This is a genomic window from Micromonospora sp. DT228 (genome assembly GCF_049841595.1).
Classification (GTDB): domain Bacteria; phylum Actinomycetota; class Actinomycetes; order Mycobacteriales; family Micromonosporaceae; genus Micromonospora.
The window spans coordinates 160985-174248 of the sequence record NZ_JBNCKO010000009.1 but is presented as its reverse complement, the minus strand read 5'-3'; the positions used below and the strand labels follow the sequence as shown (position 1 = coordinate 174248).

Annotated in this window: 10 protein-coding genes and 1 pseudogene; 4 read left to right on the top strand and 7 right to left on the bottom strand. The window is 72.4% G+C overall.

All coding sequences use genetic code 11. The features are described from left to right. Positions 1–24: 24 nt before the first annotated feature. The 5 genes from ACLQ29_RS19970 to ACLQ29_RS19950 all read right to left on the bottom strand — a co-directional run bounded on the left by ACLQ29_RS19970 (position 25) and on the right by ACLQ29_RS19950 (position 4311). A complete protein-coding gene (locus ACLQ29_RS19970; protein WP_425773005.1) occupies positions 25–963 on the bottom strand; it encodes a lysylphosphatidylglycerol synthase transmembrane domain-containing protein in 939 nt (312 codons plus the stop codon). A 66-nt stretch (positions 964–1029) separates the two neighbouring features. Further along, complete coding sequence (locus ACLQ29_RS19965) at positions 1030–1848, bottom strand: class I SAM-dependent methyltransferase (RefSeq protein ID WP_425773004.1); 819 nt, start codon at positions 1846–1848, stop codon at positions 1030–1032. After that, on the bottom strand, positions 1845–2930 hold the full coding sequence (locus ACLQ29_RS19960; RefSeq protein ID WP_425773003.1) for a glycosyltransferase family 4 protein: 1086 nt from the start codon (positions 2928–2930) through the stop codon (positions 1845–1847). The genes ACLQ29_RS19965 and ACLQ29_RS19960 overlap by 4 nt, the downstream gene beginning before the upstream one ends. Continuing rightward, entirely contained in the window at positions 2927–3325 is a 399-nt protein-coding gene (locus ACLQ29_RS19955) for a 6-pyruvoyl trahydropterin synthase family protein (RefSeq protein WP_355029810.1), read from the bottom strand. The genes ACLQ29_RS19960 and ACLQ29_RS19955 overlap by 4 nt, the downstream gene beginning before the upstream one ends. A 2-nt stretch (positions 3326–3327) precedes the next feature. Next, positions 3328–4311, bottom strand: a complete 984-nt coding sequence (locus ACLQ29_RS19950; RefSeq protein ID WP_425773098.1) for a dehydrogenase — start codon at positions 4309–4311, stop codon at positions 3328–3330. Between the two features lie 545 nt (positions 4312–4856). On the opposite strand from ACLQ29_RS19950, the gene ACLQ29_RS19945 reads away from it, so the two are divergent. The 3 genes and pseudogenes from ACLQ29_RS19945 to ACLQ29_RS19935 all read left to right on the top strand — a co-directional run bounded on the left by ACLQ29_RS19945 (position 4857) and on the right by ACLQ29_RS19935 (position 10196). Continuing rightward, complete coding sequence (locus ACLQ29_RS19945) at positions 4857–5186, top strand: TraR/DksA family transcriptional regulator (RefSeq protein WP_393371216.1); 330 nt, start codon at positions 4857–4859, stop codon at positions 5184–5186. A gap of 168 nt (positions 5187–5354) precedes the next feature. Continuing rightward, a pseudogene (locus tag ACLQ29_RS19940) lies at positions 5355–6725 on the top strand (collagen-binding domain-containing protein); the annotation flags it as partial. A gap of 45 nt (positions 6726–6770) precedes the next feature. Continuing rightward, positions 6771–10196, top strand: coding sequence for a DUF7507 domain-containing protein (locus tag ACLQ29_RS19935; protein WP_425773097.1), 3426 nt, complete (start codon positions 6771–6773; stop codon positions 10194–10196). A 104-nt stretch (positions 10197–10300) separates the two neighbouring features. Here ACLQ29_RS19935 and ACLQ29_RS19930 read toward each other — a convergent pair whose 3' ends face one another. Beyond that, on the bottom strand, positions 10301–10894 hold the full coding sequence (locus tag ACLQ29_RS19930) for a hypothetical protein (RefSeq protein WP_425773002.1): 594 nt from the start codon (positions 10892–10894) through the stop codon (positions 10301–10303). A 99-nt stretch (positions 10895–10993) separates the two neighbouring features. After that, complete coding sequence (locus tag ACLQ29_RS19925; protein ID WP_425773001.1) at positions 10994–11590, bottom strand: helix-turn-helix domain-containing protein; 597 nt, start codon at positions 11588–11590, stop codon at positions 10994–10996. A 75-nt stretch (positions 11591–11665) separates the two neighbouring features. Between ACLQ29_RS19925 and ACLQ29_RS19920 the strand changes: the two genes are divergently transcribed. Further along, positions 11666–13240, top strand: a complete 1575-nt coding sequence (locus ACLQ29_RS19920; RefSeq protein ID WP_425773000.1) for an FAD-dependent oxidoreductase — start codon at positions 11666–11668, stop codon at positions 13238–13240. The last annotated feature ends 24 nt before the right edge of the window (positions 13241–13264 follow it).

Below are 13264 nucleotides of genomic sequence, written 5' to 3'. Positions count from 1 at the left end.
CGACGCGTGTTTCTCACCACCGACTCAACAGCCGCCGACGGGGGCGGCTTCCCGGGCGGCGACCGGGTGTCGGTTCCGTCGCACCAGCAGCACCGCGGCTCCGGGCAGGCTGGCGACCAGGATCAGCGCACCGTAGACGGTGGCGGTGGCGACGCCCTCGGCCGCGCTGAGGCCGGCCGCGCCGAACACCCAGGCGGCCACCCCCTCCCGGGGGCCGAAGCCGGCGACGTTCAGCGGCAGGCCCATGGCGAGCAGGGCGAGCAGCGTCAGCGGCAGCAGCCGCGACAGCGGGGCGTCGGAGCCGGCGGTGCGGGCCGCCACCAGGAAGGTGGCCAGGTGACCGGCGACCATCACCGCGGAGGCGATCAGCACGCCGAGCCAGGTGCGCCGGGACAGCAGCCCGGATCGCACGTCCGCTCCCGCGGTTCGCAGCGCCCGCGCCCAGCGTGAGGGGCCGGTGTTCGGCACGGCCCGGGCCAGCAGCACGGCGACCAGCCCGGCCGCGACCAGCAGCGCGGCGGCGACCGGCAGATACGACCGCACCGGGGACGGGAAGGCGGCGAGCACCACGAGCGCGACGCCGACAAGCACCACCTGCCCGGCGGTACGTTCCCAGACCACCGCGCGGATGCCCCGGCTGACGTCACCGGCGTCCCGGCCGTGGCGGACCGCCCGGTGCACGTCGCCGAGCACCCCGCCGGGCAGGGTGGCGTTGAGGAAGACCGCCCGGTAGCAGTGCGCCACCGCGGTCGCCAGCGGCAGCCGTACGCCCAGGCCACCGGCGACCAGGCTCCACCGCCACGCCGCGCAGACCGTGGTGAGCACCCCGATGACAAGCGCGGCAGCCAACGCCGGCACGTCGATCAGCCGCACCCCGGCGAGGAACGGGCCGCTGCCCACCTGCCACAGCAGGACGGCGAGCAGACCCACCCCGCCGACCACTCGTGCCCAGGCCCAGAACATCGACGCCGGCCCTCCCCTTGAAGATCGTTCATTTGTTCTAGTCCACGTACCCAGGGTCTGAACGGTTCATCCACCCGCGAGGAGGTCGGTGTGTTCGACCAGGACGGTGAGCCGGCCGGCCGCCGCGTCGGCCAGCCGACGCCGGGCGTACTCCTCGGTCGGGCCGGCCAGGTCGGGACGTTGCGCGCGGGCCGCGCCCAGCCAACCCCGGAACCACTCGGCGGCCAGGTCGGCCTGCTCCGGGCCGAGGCGCCACGGGCTGGGCCGTTCCCGCACGTCCACGCCGCGTCGGGCGAACGCGGCGGCGGTGGCGGCGACGGCGTCCGGGCCGAGCAGTCGTCGGCCGTCGACGGTACGCCGTTGGTGGTCGTTGAACGCGGCCTCGACCGCCGCGTCCAGCGGATCGGCCGGGGTGAGTCGAACCCGCCCGGTCACCGAGACGGCGAACAGGGTGGGTCGGCCGACACAGGCGGCCACCACGCGTTCGATCTCCTCGGCGGTCAGCATGTCCAGCAGCGCGGACGCGGTGACCAGGGAACCGTCGGCCAGATCGGCGGCGCCGAGCCGGGTGAGGTCGCCGCACCGGGTGCGTACGGTGACCGGCGCGCCGTCGGCGGCGACCACCCCGGTCATGCCCTCGGCGGCGCGGGCCAGCAGGTCGGCGTCGCGGTCGTGCAGCACCCAGTGCTGCGGGCCGGGCAGCCGGGTGGCCAGCCAGCGACTCATCGAACCGGTGCCGCTGCCCAGGTCGTGGATGACCGTCGGCGGGGCACCTGTCAGTCGGGGGCGAACGACGTCCAGCAGGTCCTCGGCCCGCGCCGCCGCGTCGGCCGGCTCCCGCAGGCGCAACCAGTCGGCGAACGTCAGGGTCTCCTCGACGGTCATCCCGCCACCTCCTCCAGCACGGCGGCCAGCGACGCGGTCGTCACCGTCCAGTCGGTCAGGGTGTGCCGCCGGCCGAGAGCCGCCAACCGCAGCCGGGCCCGCAGCATGTCGTCGCCCAACCACCAGCTCAGCGCGCCGGCCAGGGCGGCCGGATCGTCAGGTGGCACCAACAGCCCCGGCACGTCACCGTCGGCGGTCCGGCCGAGCGCCTCGGGCAGGCCACCCACCCGGGTGGTCAGCACCGGCAGGCCCCGGGCCAGCGCCTCGGTGACGACCATGCCGTACGTCTCGCCCCGGGAGGGCAGCACCAGCAGGTCGGCGGCGGCGTACGCGGCGTCGAGCGCGGCGCCGGTCAGCGGCCCGGCGAACCGCACCCGGTCGGCGAGGCCCGCGCCGACGAGCCGGTCACGCAGCCGGCGCACCAGCTCGGGTTCCCGGGTCAGCGTGCCGGCGCAGACAAGCGTCCAGGTCGACTCGGCCCGCACGGTCAACGCGTCGACGAGCACGTCGTGGCCCTTGTGGTGGGTGACCGCGGCCACGCAGAGCAGCCGGTTTCCGGCGGCCGAGCCGGGGGGCGCCAGCGGAGCGGGCGTCACGCCCGGCGGCGCGACCCGGATCCGGTCGCGGCGCAGCGGGTGGCGCAGCAGCAGGCGGCCGCGGGTCCACTCGCTGGTGGTGACGACGGCCCGCGCGGCGGCCAGCGCCCGGCCCTCCGCCTCGTCGTCGAACGGCATGTGCACGAGGACGACCAGGCGCAACCGGTCGGCGTGCGGGGCGAGCAGGTCCGGCACGGTCGAGGCGATCAAACCGTCGAGCAGCACCACGGCGTCGTCCGGGGCGGCGGTGAGCACCGCGGCCAGTGCCGCCCGGTCGGCCGGCCCGGGGCTCGGCCAGGCCCCGGGCACCGCGTGCTCGTGCACCGCCCAGCCTCGGTCGGTGAGCCCCGCGCAGACGCGCCTGTCGTAGGTGTTGCCGCCACTGGGCGCGGCCGGGTCGTCGATGTCGCCGGGCAGGACGACGTGCACCGTACGGCCGGTGCTACCCGAGCCGGTGGCGGGCGCCGTCCGGCCCGCGTCGGTCACAGTGACCGCTCGTAGCTGGCCCAGGCGACGTGCGACTCGTGCAGGGTGACGGTGATGCCCGCCAGTTCGCGTGCGCCGGCGCCCAGTTGGCCGGCGTGCACCCGCTCGGCCAGCCGATCCGCGACCGTCCGGGCCAGCACCTCGGTGGTGGTGTTCACCCCCGCGAAGGCCGGCTCGTCGTCGAGGTTGCGGTAGGTCAACTCGCCGAGTACGGCCCGCAGCTGCTCGGTGGCCAGGCCGATGTCGACCACGATGCCGTCGGCGTCCAGGTCGGCACGGCGGAACGTCGCGTCCACCACGAACGTCGCCCCGTGCAGGCGTTGGGCGGGACCGAACACCTCGCCCTGGAAACTGTGGGCGATCATCATGTGATCCCGAACGGTCACGCTGAACACGGTCACTCCCCGTCGTCGTAGGTGATGAGGTGGCAGAGCGCGGGCAGGTCGCCCGCGCTCAGTCTGGCGAGCACGTCGGGCAACTCCGCGAACCGGGACGCGCCGGTAATCAGCGCGTCGAAGGCCGGATCGTCGAGCAGGTCCAGGGCGAGCGCCAGCCGGTCGGCGTAACTGCGCCGTCCCCGCCGGGCGGGAGCGACCATGCCGACCTGACTGCTGCGTACGGTGAGCCGACCGGAGTGGAACGACCCGCCCAGCGACACCTGCACCGGGCGGTCGCCGTACCAGCTCAGCTCGATGACAGTGCCCTCCGGCGCGAGCAGGTCCAGGGCCTGTTGCAGGCCGGCGCCGGTGGCGCTGGCGTGCACGACCAGGTCCCGGTCGCCGCTCGCGTCGGCCGGTTGGGCGAACTCGACGCCGAGCGCGCCGGCCACCCCGGCCCGGCGGGCATCGGTGTCGACGAGTTCGACCTGCACACCGGGAAACCGGGCGAGCAGGGCGGCGACGCAGCAGCCCACCATGCCCGCGCCGATCACGGTAACCCGGTCGCCGACCAGGGGCGCGGCGTCCCACAGCGCGTTTATCGCGGTCTCCACCGTGCCGGCGAGCACCGCGCGGGCGGGTGGCACCCCGTCCGGTACGGGCACCACCGCGGTGGCCGGCACGACGTACGCGCTCTGGTGCGGGTGCAGGCAGAACACCGTGCGGCCGAGCAGTTCCGGCGGGCCGTGTTCGACCTCGCCGACGCTGAGGTAGCCGTACTTCACCGGGCCGGGGAAGTCACCCTCCTGAAAGGGCGCGCGCATCGCGGCGTACTGGTCGGTGGGCACCCGGCCGGCGAAGACAAGCGTCTCGGTGCCCCGGCTGACCCCGGAGTAGCGGGCCCGGACCAGCACCTCGTCGGGGCCCGGCGTCGGTAGCGACACCGGCCGGATCTCCGCCGTGCCGGGCTCGCGCACCCAGCAGGCGTACGCCTCGCGGATCACCGTCGCGCACCTCACCTCTTGCTCCCGGCCGAACAGCGCGGCCGTCCCCGGTCGGGGTCGTCGATCATAAACACGGAGCTACCGCGTCCACAGTTCGACGTTCTCCGGGTGATCGGCCGAGGACCCTGCTCGCCGTGCTGGTGACGCGTCACTGGTCTCGCGCCTCGACCGTGCTCGGAAGTCCGATCCCGCCCGGGGTGCCATGGCCTGTCCCGATGCGTCGATCATGGATCAAGGACCGTTGGCTTTAGGGCATTCGCCGCCCTATGGTGGGGGCATGCCGTGGGTGACCTTCCACTCGCCAGCCGTCACTGACCTGACGGCTGGCGGTGCTGCCCGCGTCATGACGGCTCCGCGCGGCAAGGCGTGCATGCGGGTGCCGGTTGTCGGCGCCCTGTACATCGTGCCCACGCGCGGGATGTCGAGCCCGGCGCGCACCGGCCGAGGCCCTCCCGCGGAATCGTTGCATCCCAGAACGACCGCAGGGCGAAGCTACTCAGGCTTCGGCCCTTTTTCTTTTTCTCGTTCTTTCTGAAGGGCAGACCATGAGCATCGATCAACGCGCTGTCGAGCACGGTTGGCTGGCTGATCTACGAGCGTCCCTGGCGGACGAGTTCGCGACGCAGACGGCTCGGCTACGGGAGCTGACCGAACTCAACGCGGACACCGGCGACCCGGGCGAGGCCCACAACCAGGCCGCTCTGCTGGTGGCCACCCGCCGCCACCTCGAGCAGATCACCGGCGCGCTGGGCCGGATCGCGGATGGTACCTACGGCGCCTGCGAGAGGTGCCGCAAGAGCATCCCGGCCGAGCGCCTCGAAGTCCTCCCGCATGTCCGCTTCTGCGTGCCGTGCCAGGAGAAGCACAAGGGGTGACACCTGGACTGGTGCGAACGCGCGCGGGCCGGACCGGAGGGGATCCGATCCGGCCCGTGCGGCCTGGTCTCGGCTGCGGCCAGCCGACCCGCTAAACGGACAAAAGCCCATCAAATGCTCTTTTGCCCCTATACGCTCCCCTAGCACATTCGAACCAACGGGGGCGTGATGAGGATTTCGTGGTGGGGTAAGCGCAGGTCTCAGGCGGCGGCCATGGTCGCCGTGGCGGGCGTGCTCGCGGTCAACGGTCTGCTGGCCCCGGCACCGGCCGAACCCCCGCCGAACCAGCGACTGGTCGCGGCCGAGGCCATCGGGCCGGTCAACCCGGTCGCCGAGGCGCTGAGCTTCGGGGTGATGACCGAGGGCGACGCCGGAGTGTTCAGCGACGAGAACGAGGGCACCCTCGCCGTCGGCGGCGACCTCACCTTCGGCAACTACCAGCTGGCCGGCGCGACCGCCGGCTCGTTCGTCGTACCCGGTGACGCCAACCCGACCGCTCTTGTCGTGGGTGGACGGGTGAACTTCGCCGGCAGCGTCGGCGGCAGCCGCCTTCAGGTGCTCAACAGCGGATACGCCAAGGTCGGCGACCTGACCGGCACGTTCGTCCGCGACACCGACAACAACGGCGCCCAGGTCAACACCCGGATCCTGCCGTCGGACAACTACGACGCCGCGCCGCGGGTCGAGTTGGTCACCCGGCAGCCGGTCGCCAGTGTCGGGCCCGCCGCACCGATCAACTTCGTCGGCGCCTTCGCGAGCTTCCGCGACACCACCGCCGGGCTGGCCACCTGCGACAACACGGTGGTGCTGCGGACACCGAACGGTGACGTGCTGCCCCGGCCGATCCCGGCGGGCAGCAACGCCGTGGTCACCCTGACCCCCGGCGTGACGAACGTGCTCAACCTCGGCGCGAGCGACCTGAACAACATCCAGACGCTTACCTTCGCCAGCCAGCCCACCGCCGACACCCCGCTGCTGGTCAACGTGGACACCAGCGGCGTCGGCAACGACTTCGCCTGGACCGCACCGAACTTCGCCGGCATCGGCGGCCCGCAGGCGCGCTACATCCTGTTCAACTTCCCGACCGCCACCGCGCTCACCCTCACCCCGGGTGCGGCCACGGTCGAGGGCACCATCTACGCCCCCAATGCCAGCCTCACCGACCTCTCGGCCAGCAACACCGAGGGCAGCGTCATCACCCGTACGCTGGACCACCGCGGCGGCGAGATCCACTACTTCCCGTTCAGCACCACGCTCTCCTGCGCGGGCGGCACCCCGGCGGGCATCGAGCTGATCAAGTCGTCGACCACCACGGTAATCACCACCGTCGGTCAGCAGGTCCCGTACTCGTTCCACGTGGTCAACACCGGTGGCGTCCCGCTCACCACCATCTCGGTCACCGACACGCAGACCCCGCCGTCGTCGAACGGCAACCTGGGGCCGATCACCTGCGCCGCCACCACCCTGGCCCCCGGCGTGCGGACCGCGTGCACGGCCACCTACACCGTCACCCAGGCCGACCTGGACAACGGTGGTGTCACAAACACGGCCACCGCCCAGGGCACCCCGCCCAGTGGTCCCCCGGTGGTCTCCGAACCGGAGACCCTGACCATCCCGGCGCCCGCGCCCGCCGCCGTCTCCATCGCCGTGGTGAAGTCGTCCACCACCACGTCGATCACCACGGTCGGGCAGCAGGTGCCCTACCGGTACCTGGTCCTCAACACCGGCGGCGTGACCCTGACCAACATCGCCATCACCGACGTGCAGGCGCCGCCGTCGTCGAACGCCAACCTCGGCCCGATCACCTGCCCGCTCACCACGCTGACGCCCGGCCAGACCACCACCTGCACCGCGACCTACACCGTCACCCAGGCCGACCTCGACAACAACGGGGTCACCGACACCGCCACCGCCCGGGGTACGCCGCCCAGTGGCCCGACAGCCACCTCACCACCCTCGACACTCACCATTCCCGAGGCGGGGCTGACCCCGTCGATCACGGTGACGAAGACCTCCACCACCGCGTCGATCACCACCGTCGGACAGCAGGTGCCGTACTCGTTCCACGTGGTCAACACCGGCGGACTCACGTTGACAAACATCAACGTCACAGACGTGCAGGCGCCGCCGTCGTCGAACGCGAACCTCGGGCCGATCACCTGCCCCGTCACCACCCTCGCCCCCGGGGCGCGGACCGGGTGCACGGCCACCTACACCGTCACCCAGGCCGACCTCGACAACGACCGGGTCACCAACACCGCCGTCGCCCACGGCACCCCGCCCGGTGGAGGCACGCCGGTGGACTCGCCGCCCTCGACGCTGACCCTGCCGGAGACCGGCCTGGTCGCCTCGATCGCGGTGCTGAAGACGTCCACCACCACCACGATCACCACCATCGGGCAGCAGGTGCCGTACTCGTTCCACGTGGTCAACACCGGCGGGCTCACCCTGACCAACGTCGGCGTCACCGACGTGCAGACCCCGCCGTCGTCGAACGCCAACCTCGGCCCGATCACCTGCGCCGCCACCACCCTCGCCCCCGGAGCGCGGACCGCGTGCACCGCCACGTACCTGGTCACCCAGGCCGACCTCGACAACGGCTCGGTACGCGACACCGCCACCGCGCACGGCACCCCGCCCAGCGGCCCACCCGTGCAGTCGCCGCCGTCGACGCTGATCATTCCGACCGGTGAGGTGGCCCCGGCCATCGCGCTCGTGAAGTTCTCCACCACCGCGGCGATCAGCTCGGTGGGTCAGCAGGTGCTCTACCAGTTCCTCGTGGCGAACAGCGGCGGCCTGACCCTGAACAACGTCAACGTCACAGACGTGCAGGATCCCCCGTCGTCGAACGCGAACCTCGGGCCGATCACCTGCCCGCAGACCACACTCGGCCCCGGCCAGACCACGACGTGCACCGCCACCTACACCGTCACCCAGGCCGACCTCGACCACGACGAGGTGACCGACATCGCCACCGCGCACGGCACCCCGACCGGCACCGAGGAGCCGGTCGACTCGGACCAGTCGGTGCTGACCATTCCGGCGGCCGACGTCACCCCGTCCATCGCGGTGGTCAAGTCGTCCACCACCACGTCGATCACGACGGTCGGGCAGCAGGTGCCCTACCAGTTCCTCGTGATCAACAACGGGGGCGTCACGCTGACCTCCGTCACCGTCACCGACGCGCAGACCCCACCCTCGTCGAACGCGAACCTCGGGCCGATCACCTGCCCGCAGACCACGCTCGCACCCGGTGCGGTGACCGCCTGCACCGCCACCTACACCGTCACCCAGGCCGACCTGGACAACAACGCCGTCGTCGACGTCGCCACCGCGCACGGCAACCCGCCGGGCAGTGACACTCCCACCGACTCGCCGCCGTCCACGCTGACCATCCCGGAGACCGGACTGACCGCGGCGATCTCGGTGGTCAAGGTCTCCGAGACCGTCACGATCGGCGCGGTCGGGCAGCAGGTGCCCTACCGGTTCCACGTGGTCAACACCGGCGGGCTCACCCTGACCACCGTCAACGTCACCGACGTCCAGGCACCGCCGTCGTCGAACGCCAACCTCGGGCCGATCACCTGCGCGACAACCACGCTCGCGCCGGGCGAGGCAACCGGCTGCGCCGCCACGTACACCGTCACGCAGGCCGACCTCGACAACGGCGGCGTCACCGACACCGCCACCGCACATGGGACGCCACCCGGGGCGACACCGGTGAACTCGCCGCCCTCGACGCTGACCATCCCGGAGGCGGGGCTCGTCGCCGACATCGAGGTGATCAAGTCCTCGACGACGGTGGCGATCACCGCGCCGGGGCAGGAGGTGCCGTTCACCTTCCTGGTGGTCAACACCGGTGGCCTCACGCTCACCGACGTGACCGTCAATGACACCGTGCTGCCGCCGTCCGGGCGCGCTGCGCTCGGGCCGATCACCTGCGGTCCGCAGAACATCCCGAACGGCGAGGTGACCCTGGCGCCGGGCGCTGACATCCAGTGTCGGGCGACCTACACGGTGACCGCGCAGGACTTCGCCGGCACGGCGCTGATCAACGTCGCCACCGCCACCGGCACACCACCGGTCGGGCCGCCGCCGGTCTCCCCGCCGTCGTCGCTGGACATTCCGATCCCGCACCCGGAAATCGCCATCACCAAGGCGGTCACGCCCAGCGTGGTGTCCGCGGCCGGTGACACGGTCACGTACCAGTTCGTGGTGACCAACACCGGCAACACCTCGCTCAGCGCGGTGACGGTCGACGAGACCGAGTTCTCCGGCACCGGCACACCCGGGACGATCACCTGCGGCACGCCGCCGGTGGCCAACGGCGACGTCACCCTGCCGGCCGGAGGCAGCACCACCTGCACGTCGACCTACACCGTGACCGCGGCCGACATCGAGGCCGGCAGGATCACCAACACCGCCGTCGCCGCCGGCACGCCGCCGACCATCCCCGGGCAACAACCGCCGACCCCGGTACGCTCCGGGCCGGCCACCGCCGAGGTGACGGCCACTCGGGGTGCGGCGATCACGGTGGTGAAGTCGAGCAGCACCGACAAGATCAGCCGGCCGGGCCAGCACGTGCCGTTCCGGTTCGTGGTGACAAACACCGGCCAGGTGGCGCTGACCGGTGTGACGATCAGCGACACGCTGACCGCCCCGGCCTCGGCGGCCAACCTCGGGCCGATCACCTGCGGTCCGGAACGGACCCCGAACGGTTCCGTCACGCTGGCCGCCGGAGCTGCCGTGACCTGCGCGGCGACGTACACGGTCAGCAAGGCCGACTACCACCACGGCTCGCTGCGCAACACCGCGACGGCCACCGGCACCCCGCCGGACGGTCCGGCGCCGGTCTCCCCCGAGTCCACCATCACCATCCCGGTGAAGGGCAAGCTCCCGGTGACCGGCGCGTCGTTCCCGATCGGGGGCTGGATGACCGCCGGCGTGCTGGCGGTGCTCCTCGGCGCCACGTTGCTGCTGATCGTCCGGCAGCGTAGGACCCGCGCCTAGCGCGGAACGATCGCGAGGGTCGGACCGGAGGGGAACCGGTCCGGCCCTCGCGCCGCGTCACCACCACCATCGCCCGCCGCGGTATGGCCCGGCGGACACGAACGTCAGACGGTGCTGTCGTCCCGCAACCAGTCGACGAAGGCGCCCATTCGCTCGGCGCTCCAGCGTCTCCGGGCCGAGTACCCGTACCAACGACCTTCGGCCAGCTCGAAGCGCAACCGTGTGATGAGCCCGGGTCGATAGGCGGGGAGGCTGATGCCCAACTGCCTCACGAAACCCTCCGCGCCGCTGATCAGACGATCGAGATGGCCGGGCTTTAGCTCGAGATCGCGCACGGCGGTCATGACCACCGCCAACTCCGCGATGCCCGGATGCGCGGGTGGGACGTCGTCATCCGGCGCCTCTCCCATCTCCCGGAGGATGAGTTGCGACACCTCATCCGCGGGCACGCCGTACGTCGCGTAGGTGTACCTGGTCACCCGCTCGGCGAACTCGCGAATCTCGGCAGGGTTGCGCGGGTCGGGGTCGAGCCATTCGAGCCCGACCCGGAACATCCCCCATAACACACCCCCCAAGGCTTTTCGGTCCGGAAACGCCCCCGGTTGCAGGCGACGCGCCAGCGAGCGATTTCCGAGCAGGACCGCGTGCCAGTAGTAGCCCTGCACCGAACTCAGCCCGCTCGCCCGCCCCGTGGTCATGCCCGGAGGGTACGAACGATGTGCCAGCGGCCAGGGCCGTGAGTGATCAACACGAGGTCGCTGAGGTCGGGGTGTCCAGGGGGCCTGGATGCCCCGATGTCACTGATCCGGTGTTGATCCGGCCGGTCGGGCCCGGACGTGCAGCCGCTCGCCCTGGGGGCCGAAGAGGCTGAGGGCCTCGGCGACACCGGGCCCGGGGTTGAGCACGAGGTGCGGGATGCGCGTGTCGAACTCCGCCACCTCGCCCGGGGCCAGGGTCAGATCGCGGTCGCCGAGCAGCAGGCGCAGCCGGCCGGAGAGCACGTAGAGCCACTCGTACCCCTCGTGGGTCTGCGGGGTCCGCTCCCCGGCCGTCGGATCCGGCGGGAAGATCTGTTTGAACGCCCGCAGGCCACCCGGTCGGCGGGTCAGTGGCAGGAACGTGATGCCGTGGATGACGATCGGCTTGGGGCGGACCCGGGGGTCGCCGGTGGCGGGCGCGTCCACCAGCTCGTCCAACGCCACCTGGTAGGCACGGGCCAGCGGGAGCAGCAGCTCCAGGGTGGGCCGGCGACTGCCGGATTCCAGCCGGGACAGGGTGCTCACGGAGATGCCGGTCAGGTCGGCGAGCTGGGTCAGCGTGGTCCCGCGCTGGTGGCGCAGGGCGCGCAGCCGTGGGCCGACGGCCGCCAGCGCGGCAGTGTCCTCGTTTGCCATAACGGCAAGAATAGTTGCCGGCTTTCCGGTGACGACGGATGGTGGGCTCAGCCGACAAGGTAAGAGGGGGAACCGGTGGACGAGACATACGACGTGGTGGTGGTGGGCGGCGGCGCCGCGGGGCTCAGCGGAGCCCTGGCGCTGAGCCGGGCGCGACGGTCGGTGCTGGTGGTCGACGCCGGCGAGCCGCGCAACGCGCCGGCCGGCCATGTGCACAACTACCTGGGACGGGAGGGGACGCCGCCGGGCGAGCTGCTCGCGGTCGGGCGGGCCGAGGTCGCCGGGTACGGCGGGCAGTTCCGCGCCGGACGGGTGGAGGCCGCGATCCGCGAGGACGACGGGTTCCGGCTCGACCTCGACGACGGGAGTGCGGTGCGGGCCCGTCGGCTGCTGGTGACCACCGGGCTGACCGACGAGCTGCCCGACGTGCCCGGCCTGGCCCAGCGGTGGGGGCGCGACGTGCTGCACTGCCCGTACTGCCATGGCTGGGAGGTCCGGGACCGGCGCATCGGCGTGCTGGCGACCGGGCCGCTGGCCGTGCACCAGGCCGAGATGTGGCGACAGTGGAGCCCCAGCGTCCTGCTCCTGCTGCACGACGCCCCGGCGCCGGATGCGGAGGCAGCCGAGCGGCTCGCCGCCCGGAGCATCGCTGTGGTGCCGGGTCCGGTCGCCGCGCTGGAGGTGACCGACGACGCGCTGACCGGCGTACGGCTGGCCGACGGCCGGGTGGTGGCACTGGACGCGGTGGTGGTCGCGACGCGGCTGACTCCCCGCGCCGGCCTGCTGGTGGGGCTGGGCCTCGCCCCGGAAGAGGTGACGATGGGTGAGCACGTGATCGGCGCCCAGGTCCCGGCCGATCCCACCGGCGCGACGAGCGTCCCGGGCGTTTGGGTGGCCGGCAACGTGGCCGACATCCGTGGTCAGGTGATCACGTCCGCCGCGGCCGGCCTCACCGCCGCGGCGGCGATCAACGCCGACCTCATCGGCGAGGACACCCGCGTGGCGGTGGCGGAGTACCGGCAGGTGGTGGCCACGGCGTTCGAGGAGCCGGCGTGGGAGGAGCGCTACCGGTCCCGGCCCTCGGTGTGGAGCGGCCGACCGAACCCGCAACTGGTCGCCGAGGCCGCGGACCTGGCCCCGGGGCACGCGCTGGACGTGGGCAGCGGCGAAGGCGCCGACGCGGTGTGGCTGGCCGAACGGGGCTGGCGAGTGACGGCTGTGGACATCTCCACCACCGCGCTGAGTCGGGCCGCCGCGCACGCCGACACCGTCGGCGTCGGCGACCGGATCGAGTTCACCCACGCCGACCTGCGCGACAAGCCGCCCGCCGAGCAGGCGTACGACCTGGTGTCCGCGCAGTTCATGCACCTGCCTCCGGTGCAGCGGCGGGAGTTGTTCGCCCGGCTGGCCGAGGCGGTGGCGCCCGGCGGCGTCCTGCTGATCGTCGGGCACCACCCGTCGGATCTCTGGACGTCGGCGCGCCGCATGCACATGCCGGACATGATGTTCACCGCGGAGGACGTGGCCACCACCCTGGACAAGTCCCAGTGGGAGGTGCTGACCGCCGAGGCCCGCCCCCGCCCGGCCACCGATCCCGACGGCCAGCCCCTGACCCTGCACGACGCAGTCCTCCTGGCCCGCCGCCGCTAGGCCAACCCAACCCCCGTCGATCAT

Excerpts from the sequence above, each read along its gene's own strand:
- ACLQ29_RS19965 (WP_425773004.1), bottom strand. The coding sequence starts at position 1,848 with ATGACCGTCGAGGAGACCCTGACGTTCGCCGACTGGTTGCGCCTGCGG.
- ACLQ29_RS19925 (WP_425773001.1), bottom strand. The coding sequence starts at position 11,590 with ATGGCAAACGAGGACACTGCCGCGCTGGCGGCCGTCGGCCCACGGCTG.
- ACLQ29_RS19970 (WP_425773005.1), bottom strand. The coding sequence starts at position 963 with ATGTTCTGGGCCTGGGCACGAGTGGTCGGCGGGGTGGGTCTGCTCGCC.
- ACLQ29_RS19930 (WP_425773002.1), bottom strand. The coding sequence starts at position 10,894 with ATGACCACGGGGCGGGCGAGCGGGCTGAGTTCGGTGCAGGGCTACTAC.
- ACLQ29_RS19945 (WP_393371216.1), top strand. The coding sequence starts at position 4,857 with ATGAGCATCGATCAACGCGCTGTCGAGCACGGTTGGCTGGCTGATCTA.